Source organism: Streptomyces abikoensis, from assembly GCF_014648775.1.
In the GTDB taxonomy this organism is placed as follows: Bacteria; Actinomycetota; Actinomycetes; order Streptomycetales; family Streptomycetaceae; genus Streptomyces; species Streptomyces abikoensis.
On record NZ_BMRT01000009.1, the window covers coordinates 290,511 to 303,437 of the forward strand.

Below are 12,927 nucleotides of genomic sequence, written 5' to 3' on the forward strand. Positions count from 1 at the left end.
GGAATCGACCGGGCCTTCGTTCTCTGAGCGGACGACGAGACTCGAACTCGCGACATCCACCTTGGCAAGGTGGTGCTCTACCAACTGAGCTACGTCCGCATTCGCCCCGCGCTCTCGTGCGGTGCGGACACCACTATAGCCAACCTTGAGCACGTGCGATGCGCGCCGCCGCGTGACGGTTCTCCGCGCCCAGCTTCGCGGTGGCCGCCGAGAGGTAGTTCCGGACCGTTCCCTGGGTCAGCGAGGCCCGCGCGGCGATCTCCGCTATGGGGGCGCCGTCCTCGGCCAGTTCCAGCAGTTCCGCCTCGCGGGCGGTGAGCGGGGAGTCGCCCGCGCTGATCGCGTCGGCCGCCAACTCCGGGTCCACGTAGCGGCTTCCGCCGTGGACGGTCCGGATGATCTCGGCGAGCCGCTGGGCCGAGACGGTCTTCGGTACGAACCCGCGCACCCCCGCCTCCAGGGCCCGCTTCAGGTGCCCGGGCCGGCCGTGACCGGTGACGATCATGGTGCGGCAGTCGGGCAGTTCGACCCGCAGGGATGTGGCCACTGTCACACCGTCCGCCCCCGGCATCTGGAGATCCAGCACCGCGACGTCGGGCCGATGGGCACGGGCCATCGCCAGGGCCTCGGTCCCGGACGCGGCCTCGGCCACGACCTGGAGATCGTCCTCCAGCCCGAGGAGCGCGGCGAGCGCGCCGCGGATCAGGTGCTCGTCGTCGGCGAGCATGATGCGGATCGGTTCGATCGGCCCGGAGGCCGAGTGCGTATTCATTCACGCGTCCCATCGGCTGCGGCTGTCGCGGCGGGGGAGGAGTGCCCCACTCCCGCCCTTTCTCCCTCAGCTACCGCTGGGAGGTGCCCCCAGTTTCCCGGGGCTGCCGCCCCGGCCCCCGCCACCCGCCCGAGGGCTTCGCCCCGGGCGTTCGCCTCCCCCGGCGGGGGTGGAGCCCCGCGCCGCGCCCCCTGGGGGGCCGGGGGCTTGCCCCCGCTTTCGGGAAGGGGCGGGACTGGGGCCTCCTCCCCGCCGCCCCGGCGATCGGCCACGACGTCGCCCTCCGGCGGCGCCGAACCCGCTCCCGCCTCCGAACCGGAATCCACCCCCACCCGCGCCGTCAGCAGAAACGTTCCGTTCCCCCCGTGCTCGTACGCCAGCGTGCCCCCCAGCACCGCCAGCCGCTCCCGCAGCCCCGCCAGCCCCGAACCGCTGCCACCAGCGCCACCGGAGCCCCCCGAACCGCTGCCGTCGCCGGAACCGACCCGCACGCCGTCGTTCTCCACCGTCAGCACCGCCCGGCCCTCGCCCGACCGCAGCCGCAGCGCGCAGCGCCCCGCGTCCGAGTGGCGCAGTACGTTCGTCGTCGCCTCGCGGACGACCCAGGCGAGCGTCGACTGGACCGCCGGCGACAGGTCGTCGGCGGCCCTCGCGTCGATGCGGCACTCGATCCCGGCGGCGGTCAGGATCCCCCGCGCACCGGCCAGTTCGGTGTGGAGGTCGGCCTCGCGGTAGCCGCGGACGACCTCGCGCAGCTCGCGCTGGGACTCCTGCGCGATGCGCTGCGCCTCGGCCATCTGGTCCACGGCCGCGTCCGAGCCGCGTCGCGCCAGCTGCACGGCGAGCTCGCTCTTGAGCGCGATCGCCGCCAGGTTCCGGCCGAGCACGTCGTGCATGTCGCGGGAGAAGCGCAGCCGTTCCTCCGCCACCGCGAGCCGCGCCTGCACCTCACGGGCCGCGTCGACCTCCCACATGATGGAGAGCATCCACCCCGAGACGCGCGCGAGCAGCATGACCCACCCGGTGAGGAACAGCCCCCCGAAGACCATGCCGACCAGCGCCGGGAACGGGAAGCCCACCACGGCGAACGGCACCAGCGCGACGAGCGAGCCCGCCGCGCACAGCGCCCAGTAGACGCGCTTGCGCACGATCAGGCAGAGGGCGCCGAGAGGCGCTATCGCGAGCCCCATGAGCATGGTGGACACGTTCTGCGCGAGCTCCTTGCTGCCGCGCGTCGCGATCAGCGCCAGCAGGCAGAGCGCCACCGCCAGCAGGACGAAGGAGAACACCAGCCGCGCCCGCAGGACGGTCTCCCGGCCGAGGTAGCGGTCGAGCGCGCGGCGCAGCAGGCCCACACCGGCCGCGGCCTGCACGATCGCCACCACGAGCAGGGCCGCTCCCAGGCCCAGCCCCCGCCGGTCCGGTCCGGCGGCCAGGCCCAGCATCGCCAGGCCCTCGAGCACGACGAACAACCAGGGGCACACGTACAGCGCGCCGCGCATGTACATGTCGATCTGCTGGATCTTGCTGTGGCCGCGGAACTTCCGCACCCGGCTGATCACGCGCCCCACCCCCCTGGTCGTTCGTGGTCGTTCTCGCAGTTCAGCGCCGGGGTTCCCAGCGGAACCACCGACGTACAGCAAACACCGAGAGCGCGGTCCAGACGAGGGCGGCCCCCAGGTGACCGAGCGTCCCGGCGAGGGTCGCGCCGCCGAGCCAGCCGTCGCGCACCAGCTGGACGACCGGGGTCAGGGGCAGCAGCTCGCAGAACCGCGCGAGCCCGTCCGGCAGCCCCTCCAGCGGGAAGAACATGCCCGAGCCGAGCATCGAGACCATCGTCAGCGGCATCGCCGCGAGCTGGGCGCTCTCCGGCGTCCTGGCGAGGACCGTGGACGCGGCGGCCAGCGGCGTCAGCAGGGCCAGGCCCAGCAGCACGCCCGCCACCAGCAGTTCGGGGCGGGCCGGCAGACGCATGTGCAGCCATACCGCGCCCGCCGCCACCAGCAGGACGCACTGCGCGACGGCGATCGCCAGCGAGGGCAGCGCTGTGCCGGCGAGGATCTCCACGTCGCCGGCCTCGCCCGTCCGCAGCCGCTTGAGGACCAGTTCCTCGCGCCGGGCGGTGAAGACGCTCATGAGGTTGTAGTAGACGACGAAGAGCAGGACGTACCCGAAGGCGCCCGTCATCGTTGCCTCCTTCAGGGACATCCCGGTGCCGCTCATGTCGAGGCCCTTGGCCGCCGTGCTCATCGCGTAGACCATGAGCACGGGCATCAGCAGGACGGTGTAGAGCGCCATCCTGTTGCGGCCGAGGAGCGTGAGCTCCGCGCGGCCCAGGGCGAGGGCCCGGCCCGTCACGGTCGTCGCGCCCGCCGGGACCCCCGTACCCGGCGCGCCCGTCGTCCGCGCGTTCACTGTCGTTTCCGTCGCCATCACTCGTTCCTCCCCAACCCCGGCTCCGACGTCGTCGCGGCCCCGGCGATCGCCAGGAACGCCTCCTCCAGCGAGGCGGTCCGCGCGTCCAGTCCCTCCAGTTCGACGTCCTTCTCCCGGGCCCACAGCAGCAGCCCGGTCAGCGTGCGCTGCAGCTCGGCCGTCTGGAGCTCCACCCGGCCGTGGTGCTCGTCGTGCCGCAGCACGCCCAGCGCGGCCAGCGGCGGCAGATCACCCACGAACCAGCCCGCCGGCATCGCGAAGCGGATGCGCGCCGGGTGGGTGCCGATCACCTGGCCGGGTGTGCCGGTGGTGACGATCCGCCCGTCCCGCATGATCGCCAGCCGGTCGGCCAGCGACTCCGCCTCCTCCAGGTAGTGGGTGGTGAGCAGCACCGTCGTGCCCTCGTCGCGCAGCCGCCGCACCAACTCCCAGGTGGTGTGGCGGGCCTCGGGGTCCAGTCCGGTCGTCGGCTCGTCGAGGAAGAGCACCTCGGGCCGCCCCAGCAGGGCCAGCGCGAGATCGAGCCGCCGGCGCTCGCCGCCGGAGAGCTGTTTGACCCGTACGTCCCGGCGCGGGCCGAGCCCCACGAGGTCGAGCGCCTCCCCGACGGGCCGCGCCCCGGTCGTACAGCCCGCCCACATCCGTACCGTCTCGGCGGCGCTCAGATCGGCGGGGAAGCCGCCTTCCTGGAGCATCACCCCGATCCGGGGCCGCACCAGGCGGCGTTCCGCGTACGGGTCGTGGCCCAGCACCCGGACCGTGCCCCCGGTGGGCCGGGCCAGGCCCTCCAGCAGTTCGACCGTGGAGGTCTTGCCCGCGCCGTTCGTCCCCAGCAGCGCGAACAACTCCCCGCGCCGCACGGTGAAGGACACGTCCCGCACCGCCTCGAATCCCTTGTCCCCCTGCCCGCCGTACCTGCGGCGCAGCTCCGAGACCTCGATCACACCGTCCCCGACATCCATGCCTCCAGGCTCCCGGCCGATTCCGCCGGGGCGCAGTGCGGGCTGTCATGACTTCGGATGACGGATGTCATGGGGGAGGAATGCGCATACGACGAAGGCCCGGTCGAAATCGACCGGGCCTTCGTTCTCTGAGCGGACGACGAGACTCGAACTCGCGACATCCACCTTGGCAAGGTGGTGCTCTACCAACTGAGCTACGTCCGCATGCCTCCGACCGGCTTTCACCGGGCGGCGCGTGCACCACTCTACCTGATCCACAGCAGTGGTCGGTAAGTGATGAGAGCGGGTGACAGGAATCGCACACTGCGCCTCCCCCTTGGAAAGGGGGCGCTCTACTACTGAGCTACACCCGCGCGCCCATCCGGACAGTCCACGGAGGTGGACCGTCGAACGGTCAGAGCGGGTGACAGGAATCGCACACTGCGCCTCCCTCTTGGAAAGAGGGCGCTCTACTACTGAGCTACACCCGCGCGTCCACCCAGACAGTCCACAGAAGTGGACCACTGGCTGGTCAGAGCGGGTGACAGGAATCGCACACTGCGCCTCCCCCTTGGAAAGGGGGCGCTCTACTACTGAGCTACACCCGCATGACCCCGAAGTTCCGGCCGGTTTCCCGGCGTTGCCCCTCGGCGTGATCCAAACTCTAGCTGATCACCCGGGGCGGTTGGCAAATCCGATGATCGACGGGCCGCGCACGACGCTGGGCGCGACCCGTGGCGGGTGCCACGCGGGTGCCGCGCGGGGGCCTCAGCCCGCCGCGTTGAACGCCTCGTAGACCTTCTTGGGGATGCGGCCGCGCGGCGGCACCTCCATGCCGTGGGAGCGGGCCCAGGCGCGGACCGCAGCCGGATCGGGTGCGACGGACGTCCGGCGGTAGACGCGGCCCGACCGCGACTGCTTGCGGCCGACGGCCATGTAAGGCTCCAGGATGCCCCGCAGTTTCTTCGCATTGGCAGAGTTCAGGTCGATCTCGTACGACTTGCCGTCGATCCCGAAGATGACGGTCTCCGCGGCTTCCCCGCCGTCGATGTCATCGGAGAGTGTGACCACTACGCGCTGCGCCACGGAAATCGGTCCTTTCGACCAGTATCACCGCTCTGACCTGCGGTGACGTGGGGGTTTCGGTTGTTCTCAGACCATACTTATTCATGTGTGCGACAAAGGGCAATGCATGATGCGGCCCAGTTAATTCCGTCCCGCTGCCCCGCCGCAATCGACATCGGGTGATCCCCCGGGATTTTTCCCGGAATTTTCCCGAGTGGTCCGCGCGGCGGCCGAGCAAAATGCGAAGGATAAGCCCAGCATATCTATGCGCGTAGATTTTTCGGGACTGTACGCTGGCGGTACCGCTTCAGCTCACGCACCACACACCGGGAGTGCCAGTGGCACGCGTCGTAGTCGACGTCATGCTCAAGCCGGAGATCCTCGACCCGCAGGGCCAGGCGGTGCAGCGCGCGCTGCCACGCCTGGGTTTCGAGGGGATCGCCGACGTCCGTCAGGGCAAGCGCTTTGAACTCGAGGTGGAGGGCCCGGTCGACGAGGCCGCCCTCGCCCGCATCCACGAGATGGCGGAAACGTTTCTCGCCAATACCGTGATCGAGGACTTCACCGTGCGAGTCGACTCGTGACCGCACGGGTAGGGGTCGTCACCTTCCCCGGCACCCTGGACGACCGCGACACCCAGCGCGCCGTCCGGATCGCCGACCTGGAGGCCGTGCCCCTCTGGCACCGCGACAAGGACCTCAAGCAGGTCGACGCCGTGGTCCTGCCCGGCGGCTTCTCCTACGGCGACTACCTGCGGGCGGGCGCGATCTCCCGCTTCTCCCCGGTGATGGAATCCGTCATCGAGCAGGCGAAGGGCGGCATGCCCGTCCTCGGCATCTGCAACGGCTTCCAGGTGCTCACCGAGACCCACCTGCTGCCCGGCGCGATGCTGCGCAACAACCACCTCCACTTCATCTGCCGCGACCAGAAGCTCCGCGTGGAGAACGCGGACACCGCCTGGACGGCCGACTACGAGGCGGGCCAGGAGATCTCCGTCCCGCTGAAGAACATCGACGGCCGCTACGTGGCCGACGAGCGCGTCCTCGACGAGCTCGAGGCCGAGGGCCGCGTCGCCTTCCGCTACCTGGACGGCAACCCCAACGGCTCGCTCCGCGACATCGCGGGCATCACCAACGCCGCCGGCAACGTCGTCGGCCTGATGCCCCACCCCGAGCACGCCGTCGAGCCGGGCATCGGCACCGGCCGCACGGACGGTCTCGGATTCTTCACTTCGATTCTCAAGAAGCTGGTCAACGCGTCATGAGCCTCGACACCGTCAAGCACGCCGACGAGACCCCCGACGTCGAGCAGCCCTGGGCCGAACTCGGTCTCAAGCAGGACGAGTACGAGCGCATCCGCACCATCCTCGGCCGCCGCCCTACCGGCGCCGAGCTCGCGATGTACTCGGTGATGTGGTCCGAGCACTGCTCGTACAAGTCCAGCAAGGTCCACCTCCGCCAGTTCGGCGAGAAGGCCCCCGAGAACGACGCCCTCCTCGTCGGCATCGGCGAGAACGCCGGCGTCGTCGACGTCGGCCAGGGCTACGCGGTCACCTTCAAGGTCGAGTCGCACAACCACCCCAGCTACATCGAGCCCTACCAGGGCGCGGCCACCGGCGTCGGCGGCATCGTCCGCGACATCCTCGCGATGGGCGCCCGCCCGGTCGCCGTCATGGACCCGCTGCGCTTCGGCGCCGCCGACCACCCCGACACCAAGCGCGTCCTGCCGGGCGTCGTCGCGGGCATCGGCGGCTACGGCAACTGCCTGGGCCTGCCCAACATCGGCGGCGAGGTCGTCTTCGACTCCTGCTACCAGGGCAACCCGCTGGTCAACGCCCTGTGCGTCGGTGTGATGAAGCACGAGGACATCCACCTCGCCAAGGCGTCCGGCGCCGGCAACAAGGTCATCCTCTACGGTGCCCGCACCGGCGGCGACGGCATCGGCGGCGTGTCCGTGCTGGCCTCGGAGACCTTCGACGCTGCAGGCGATAGTGCCTCCGGCACGGGCAAGCCCACCAAGCGCCCCGCCGTCCAGGTCGGCGACCCCTTCCAGGAGAAGCTCCTCATCGAGTGCACCCTGGAGATCTTCCGCGAGGACCTCGTCGACGGCATCCAGGACCTCGGCGGCGCCGGCCTGTCCTGCGCCACCAGCGAGCTGGCCAGCGCCGGCTCCGGCGGCATGCGCGTCGAGCTGGACCGCGTACCGCTGCGCGACGCGACGCTCTCGCCCGAGGAGATCCTCATGAGCGAGTCGCAGGAGCGCATGTGCGCGATCGTCGAGCCCGGCAAGGTCGACCGCTTCCTGGAGATCTGCGAGAAGTGGGACGTCATCGCCACCGTCATCGGTGAGGTCACCGACGGCGAGCGCCTGGAGATCTTCTGGCACGGCGAGCAGATCGTGGACGTCCCGCCGCGCACCGTCGCCCACGAGGGCCCGGTCTACGAGCGCCCGTACGCCCGCCCGGAGTGGCAGGACGCCCTCCAGGCCGACGACGCGAACAAGCTGGCCCGCCCCGGGACCGCCGAGGAGCTGCGCGCGCAGGTCCTGAAGGTGATCTCCTCCCCGAACCAGGCCTCCAAGTCCTGGATCACGGACCAGTACGACCGCTTCGTCCAGGGCAACACGGTCCTCTCCCAGCCCGAGGACTCCGGCATGGTCCGCATCGACGAGGACACCAACCTCGGTGTCGCCGTCGCCACGGACGGCAACGGCCGCTACGCCAAGCTCGACCCGTACACGGGCGCCCAGCTCGCGCTCGCCGAGTCGTACCGCAACGTGGCCGCCACCGGAGCCCGCCCGCTGGCGATCTCCAACTGCCTGAACTTCGGCTCGCCGGAGGACCCGGCCGTCATGTGGCAGTTCGCCGAGGCCACCCGTGGCCTGGCGGACGGCTGCCTGGCCCTGGGCACCCCGGTGACCGGCGGCAACGTCTCGCTCTACAACCAGACGGGCGAGACCGCCATCCACCCGACCCCCGTGGTCGCGGTCCTGGGCGTCATCGACGACGTCGACCGCCGCACGCCGATGGCCTTCGCCGACGAGGGCCACCTGCTCTACCTCCTCGGTGACACCAAGGAGGAGCTGGGCGGCTCGGCCTGGTCGCAGGTGATCCACGACCACCTCGGCGGGCTGCCGCCGGCCGTGGACCTGGACCGCGAGAAGCTGCTCGCCGAGATCCTGATCGCCGCCTCCCGCGACGGCATGATCGACGCGGCGCACGACCTCTCCGACGGTGGCCTGATCCAGGCCCTGGTGGAGTCGTGCCTGCGCGGTGGCAAGGGCGCCCGGATCGTCGTACCGGACGCACTCGACCCGTTCGTCCTCCTCTTCTCCGAGTCCGCCGGCCGCGCGGTCGTCGCCGTGCCGCGCAGCGAGGAGCTGCGCTTCACCGACATGTGCGGGGCGCGCGGACTGCCGGCGACGCGGATCGGCGTTGTCGACGGCGAAGAGCTCGACATCCAGGGCGAGTTCACGATTCCGCTGACGGAGCTGCGCGCCGCGCACGAGGCCACGATTCCCTCGTTGCTCGTGTAACGCTCGACTGTAACGACGGCTCAACTCTCGTCATCAGTACGGGACGGGCCCGGCCGGTTGTTCCGGTTGGGCCCACCCGAAGCCTGGCCAAGGATTAGGCTCGCGCCATGCCTTCCGCACCGCGCAAGCCCCGTGTCCGCAGCTTCGATCCCGCCAAGTCGCGGGCCGCCCTGGAGGGGCAGGTCCGTGCGGTGCGGGACGTCGTGGCCGTGGTGTGCGCCGAACCGGACGCCGAGGCGCTGCTCGCCGCACCCTCCGGGGTGGGCAAGTGGACGGTCGGTGAGCTGATCACGCATCTCACCGGCGCGTTGGAGCTGCTGCCCCAGCGCGTCGAGGCGCAGCCGTCGGGTGAAATCCCGTCCGTACGGGCCGAGATCACCCTGCCGGAGTACGCGGCGGGCCTCGGCGCGCGAGCCGCGGACGTGGCGGAGAAGACCTCCGCCGCTGCCGCCGCGCTCGCCGGCCAGGGGCCCAACTCCCTGGTGGCCGCGATGGATCGGGTGGCCGAACGGCTCTCCGCCGCGCTCGCCGACGCGGGCTCCGTCACGGCCGTCCCCACGGGTCTCGGCGCCATGTCGCTGTCCGACTATGTGGTGACCCGACTGGTCGAGGCCGTGGTGCACGGCGACGATCTCGCGACCGCCACGGGCACCGTCGTACGCCATGACCGGCAGGCCCTGGCGACCGTCTCCCGGTTGTTCGCCGACGTGTTGGCGACCAAGGCCCCCGGCGGCTCGGTGGAAGTACGTATCCCGCCATTCGCCGTGACGCAGTGCGTCGCGGGCCCCCAACACACCCGCGGCACGCCGCCGAACGTCGTCGAGACCGACCCGATCACCTGGATCCGGCTGGCCACAGGCCGCCTGACCTGGGCCGATGCCCTCGACTCCACCGCCGTGACGGCCAGCGGCGAACGCGCGGACCTTTCCGCACAACTTCCTTTGCTCACCTGAGCGAAGCCCACCCCCGCGCTGCCCGACCGTGGAGATCCAGCCACGAAAGGGTGATGCGCTGTGCCCGCCGAGTGGCTGTGCGTGGTGTGAGATTTCCCGGCCGTCCCCGGTTCGGATGAACCTCGTCCCTGCCATAGACTCAAGGTGTGCCTCGTGGTGACGGACGACTCAACCACGACCTGCTCCCCGGCGAAAAGGGCCCCCAGGACGCTTGCGGCGTCTTCGGTGTCTGGGCTCCGGGGGAAGAGGTCGCAAAACTCACCTATTTCGGGCTGTATGCGCTGCAGCACCGTGGACAGGAGTCCGCGGGCATCGCGGTGAGCAACGGCTCCCAGATCCTCGTTTTCAAGGACATGGGACTGGTCTCCCAGGTCTTCGACGAAACCTCCCTCGGCTCCCTCCAGGGCCATATCGCGGTCGGTCACGCCCGCTACTCCACCACCGGAGCCTCGGTGTGGGAGAACGCGCAGCCGACCTTCCGGGCGACCGCCAACGGCTCCATCGCCCTGGGCCACAACGGGAACCTGGTCAACACCGCCGAGCTGGCCGAGATGGTCGCCGCGCTCCCGCGCGACAACGGCCGGGCCACCCAGGTGGCGGCGACCAATGACACCGACCTGGTCACGGCCCTGCTCGCCGGGCAGACCGACGACGACGGCAAGCCGCTGACCGTGGAGGAAGCGGCCGCCAAGGTCCTCCCCATGGTCAAGGGCGCCTTCTGCCTCGTCTTCATGGACGAGCACACGCTCTACGCCGCCCGTGACCCGCAGGGCATCCGCCCGCTGGTCCTCGGCCGGCTGGAGCGCGGCTGGGTGGTCGCCTCGGAGACGGCCGCCCTCGACATCTGCGGCGCGACCTTCATCCGCGAGGTCGAGCCCGGCGAGATGATCGCCATCGACGAGAACGGCGTGCGGACCTCCCGCTTCGCCGAGGCCAAGCCGCGCGGCTGCGTCTTCGAGTACGTGTACCTGGCCCGCCCGGACACCGAGATCGCCGGCCGCAACGTCTACCTCTCCCGCGTGGAGATGGGCCGCCGCCTCGCCGCCGAGGCTCCCGTCGACGCCGACCTGGTGATAGCGACCCCGGAGTCGGGCACGCCCGCCGCCGTCGGCTACGCCGAGGCCAGCGGGATCCCGTACGGCACGGGCCTGGTCAAGAACGCCTACGTCGGCCGGACCTTCATCCAGCCGAGCCAGACCATCCGCCAGCTCGGCATCCGGCTCAAGCTCAATCCGCTCAAGGAAGTCATCAAGGGCAAGCGCCTGGTGGTCGTCGACGACTCGATCGTCCGCGGCAACACCCAGCGGGCCCTGGTGCGGATGCTCCGCGAGGCCGGTGCCGCCGAGGTCCACGTACGGATCTCGTCCCCGCCGGTGAAGTGGCCGTGCTTCTTCGGCATCGACTTCGCCACCCGCGCCGAGCTGATCGCCAACGGGATGACCGTCGACGAGATCGGCAAGTCGCTGGGCGCGGACTCCCTCGCCTACATCTCCCTCGACGCGATGGTCGAGGCGACCACCATCGCCAAGCCCAACCTCTGCCGGGCCTGCTTCGACGGCGAGTACCCGATGGCGCTCCCCGACCCCGAGCTGCTGGGCAAGCAGCTGCTGGAGACCGAGCTGGCCGGTGGCGCGGACGCCGCCGACGCGCTCCGTCGCCCGTAACGCTCCGTAGTACGAAAACGACACGAAAGTTCTGAAGCAATGTCTCAGACCACCGGTGCCAGCTACGCCGCTGCGGGCGTCGACATCGAAGCGGGCGACCTCGCCGTCGAGCTCATGAAGGAATGGGTGCGCAAGGCCACCCGCCCCGAGGTCGTCGGCGGCCTCGGCGGCTTCGCCGGCCTCTTCGACGCCAGCGCCCTCAAGCGCTACGAGCGCCCCCTGCTGGCCTCGGCCACCGACGGCGTCGGCACCAAGGTCGACATCGCCCGCCGGATGGGCGTCTACGACACCATCGGCCACGACGTCGTCGGCATGGTCGTGGACGACCTGGTCGTCTGCGGCGCCGAGCCGCTGTTCATGACCGACTACATCTGCGTCGGCAAGGTCCACCCCGACCGCGTCGCCGCCATCGTCAAGGGCATCGCCGAGGGCTGTGTCCTCGCGGGCTGCGCCCTGGTGGGCGGCGAGACCGCCGAGCACCCCGGGCTGCTGGGCGCGGACGAGTTCGACGTGGCCGGCGCCGGTACGGGCGTCGTGGAGGCCGACCGGCTGCTGGGCGCGGATCGTATCCGTAAGGGTGACGCCGTCATCGCGATGGCCTCGTCGGGACTTCACTCGAACGGGTACTCACTCGTCCGCCATGTGCTCTTCGACCGGGCCGGCTGGGAGCTGGACCGGGAGGTGCCGGAGCTCGGCCGGACGCTCGGCGAGGAGCTCCTGGAGCCCACGAAGATCTACTCGCTGGACTGTCTCGCCCTCACCCGTACGGCGGAAGTCCACGCCTTCTCGCACATCACCGGCGGCGGCCTCGCCAACAACCTGGCCCGGGTGATCCCGGACCACCTCCACGCGACCGTCGACCGCTCCACCTGGACGCCGGACCCGATCTTCGGCCTGGTCGGCGAGCTGGGCGGGGTGGCGCGCCCCGAGCTGGAGAAGACGCTCAACATGGGCGTCGGCATGATCGCGGTCGTCCCGCAGGAGTCCGTGGACGTCGCCCTGGCGACCTTCGCCGACCGCGACGTGGACGCCTGGGTCGCAGGCGAGATCACGGCCCGCGGCGACCACACGGAGGCCGTGGCCCTGACGGGCGACTACGCGAACTGAAACCAAGCCCGCGTGTGGGCAGTCGTGCCGCCTGGGGGCACCTCCCAGCGGTAGCTGGGGGAGGCACGGGTGGGCACACGCGGGCCCGCACCCGGCGGACGGCCTTGGCCACCGCGCAGCGGGCACGCACAGAACCCGGTCCGGCGCCAAAGGCCCCGGACCGGGTCACTGAAAGCTATGACTGCCGCGTCAAGCGCGACGGCGGTACGCCGACTGGTCGGAGGAGGACTGCTCGTCCTCGTCCTCCACGTCGTCGTTGTAACGCGCCGCGTACTGAGCGTACGGGTCGTCCTCCAGCTCGTCCTCAAGCGGCTCGCTCTCCGGCGGCTGCTTGATCGACGGCTGCGTTGCGCCCAGCTCATTGGCCAGACGTGAGAGGTCGGTCCCGCCGCTGTTGTACTTCAGCTGGCGGGCGACCTTTGTCTGCTTGGCCTTGGCCCGGCCGCGCCCCATGG

General features: G+C 70.7%; 12 protein-coding genes and 5 tRNA genes. 6 read left to right on the plus strand and 11 right to left on the minus strand.

Annotated features, from left to right (window positions below; genetic code table 11):
* Positions 1 to 26: 26 nt before the first annotated feature.
* The 10 genes from IE096_RS26170 to IE096_RS26215 all read right to left on the minus strand — a co-directional run bounded on the left by IE096_RS26170 (position 27) and on the right by IE096_RS26215 (position 5,235).
* Positions 27 to 99: transfer RNA gene (locus IE096_RS26170), tRNA-Gly, on the minus strand.
* A gap of 34 nt (positions 100 to 133) precedes the next feature.
* The gene (locus IE096_RS26175; RefSeq protein ID WP_189455781.1) at positions 134 to 772 is read right to left on the minus strand and encodes a response regulator transcription factor; all 639 of its coding nucleotides are present in this window, start codon (positions 770 to 772) and stop codon (positions 134 to 136) included.
* On the minus strand, positions 769 to 2,334 hold the full coding sequence (locus IE096_RS31895) for a sensor histidine kinase (RefSeq protein WP_268248352.1): 1,566 nt from the start codon (positions 2,332 to 2,334) through the stop codon (positions 769 to 771). The genes IE096_RS26175 and IE096_RS31895 overlap by 4 nt, the downstream gene beginning before the upstream one ends.
* 40 nt (positions 2,335 to 2,374) lie before the next feature.
* Entirely contained in the window at positions 2,375 to 3,205 is an 831-nt protein-coding gene (locus tag IE096_RS26185; protein WP_189455782.1) for an ABC transporter permease, read from the minus strand.
* Positions 3,205 to 4,170, minus strand: a complete 966-nt coding sequence (locus tag IE096_RS26190; RefSeq protein WP_189455784.1) for an ABC transporter ATP-binding protein — start codon at positions 4,168 to 4,170, stop codon at positions 3,205 to 3,207. The genes IE096_RS26185 and IE096_RS26190 overlap by 1 nt, the downstream gene beginning before the upstream one ends.
* A 131-nt stretch (positions 4,171 to 4,301) precedes the next feature.
* Positions 4,302 to 4,374 (minus strand) — tRNA-Gly (locus IE096_RS26195).
* Between the two features lie 77 nt (positions 4,375 to 4,451).
* A tRNA-Gly gene (locus IE096_RS26200) sits at positions 4,452 to 4,523 on the minus strand.
* 45 nt (positions 4,524 to 4,568) lie between these two features.
* A tRNA-Gly gene (locus IE096_RS26205) sits at positions 4,569 to 4,640 on the minus strand.
* 45 nt (positions 4,641 to 4,685) lie between these two features.
* Positions 4,686 to 4,757 (minus strand) — tRNA-Gly (locus IE096_RS26210).
* 160 nt (positions 4,758 to 4,917) lie between these two features.
* Positions 4,918 to 5,235, minus strand: a complete 318-nt coding sequence (locus tag IE096_RS26215) for a histone-like nucleoid-structuring protein Lsr2 (protein ID WP_126914886.1) — start codon at positions 5,233 to 5,235, stop codon at positions 4,918 to 4,920.
* Positions 5,236 to 5,552: 317 nt separating this feature from the next.
* Here IE096_RS26215 and purS point away from each other — a divergent pair, with 317 nt between their 5' ends.
* The 6 genes from purS to purM all read left to right on the plus strand — a co-directional run bounded on the left by purS (position 5,553) and on the right by purM (position 12,472).
* The gene (purS, locus tag IE096_RS26220; protein ID WP_042151546.1) at positions 5,553 to 5,798 is read left to right on the plus strand and encodes a phosphoribosylformylglycinamidine synthase subunit PurS; all 246 of its coding nucleotides are present in this window, start codon (positions 5,553 to 5,555) and stop codon (positions 5,796 to 5,798) included.
* On the plus strand, positions 5,795 to 6,478 hold the full coding sequence (gene purQ, locus IE096_RS26225; protein ID WP_189455786.1) for a phosphoribosylformylglycinamidine synthase subunit PurQ: 684 nt from the start codon (positions 5,795 to 5,797) through the stop codon (positions 6,476 to 6,478). The genes purS and purQ overlap by 4 nt, the downstream gene beginning before the upstream one ends.
* Positions 6,475 to 8,748, plus strand: a complete 2,274-nt coding sequence (purL, locus tag IE096_RS26230) for a phosphoribosylformylglycinamidine synthase subunit PurL (RefSeq protein ID WP_189455788.1) — start codon at positions 6,475 to 6,477, stop codon at positions 8,746 to 8,748. The genes purQ and purL overlap by 4 nt, the downstream gene beginning before the upstream one ends.
* Positions 8,749 to 8,855: 107 nt before the next feature.
* Positions 8,856 to 9,701, plus strand: coding sequence for a sterol carrier family protein (locus tag IE096_RS26235; RefSeq protein ID WP_189455790.1), 846 nt, complete (start codon positions 8,856 to 8,858; stop codon positions 9,699 to 9,701).
* A gap of 146 nt (positions 9,702 to 9,847) precedes the next feature.
* Positions 9,848 to 11,365, plus strand: a complete 1,518-nt coding sequence (purF, locus tag IE096_RS26240) for an amidophosphoribosyltransferase (RefSeq protein WP_189455791.1) — start codon at positions 9,848 to 9,850, stop codon at positions 11,363 to 11,365.
* A gap of 39 nt (positions 11,366 to 11,404) precedes the next feature.
* On the plus strand, positions 11,405 to 12,472 hold the full coding sequence (purM, locus tag IE096_RS26245) for a phosphoribosylformylglycinamidine cyclo-ligase (RefSeq protein WP_189455792.1): 1,068 nt from the start codon (positions 11,405 to 11,407) through the stop codon (positions 12,470 to 12,472).
* A 189-nt stretch (positions 12,473 to 12,661) separates the two neighbouring features.
* Here purM and IE096_RS26250 read toward each other — a convergent pair whose 3' ends face one another.
* Positions 12,662 to 12,925, minus strand: a complete 264-nt coding sequence (locus IE096_RS26250; RefSeq protein ID WP_189455793.1) for a DUF3073 domain-containing protein — start codon at positions 12,923 to 12,925, stop codon at positions 12,662 to 12,664.
* Positions 12,926 to 12,927: the final 2 nt, after the last annotated feature.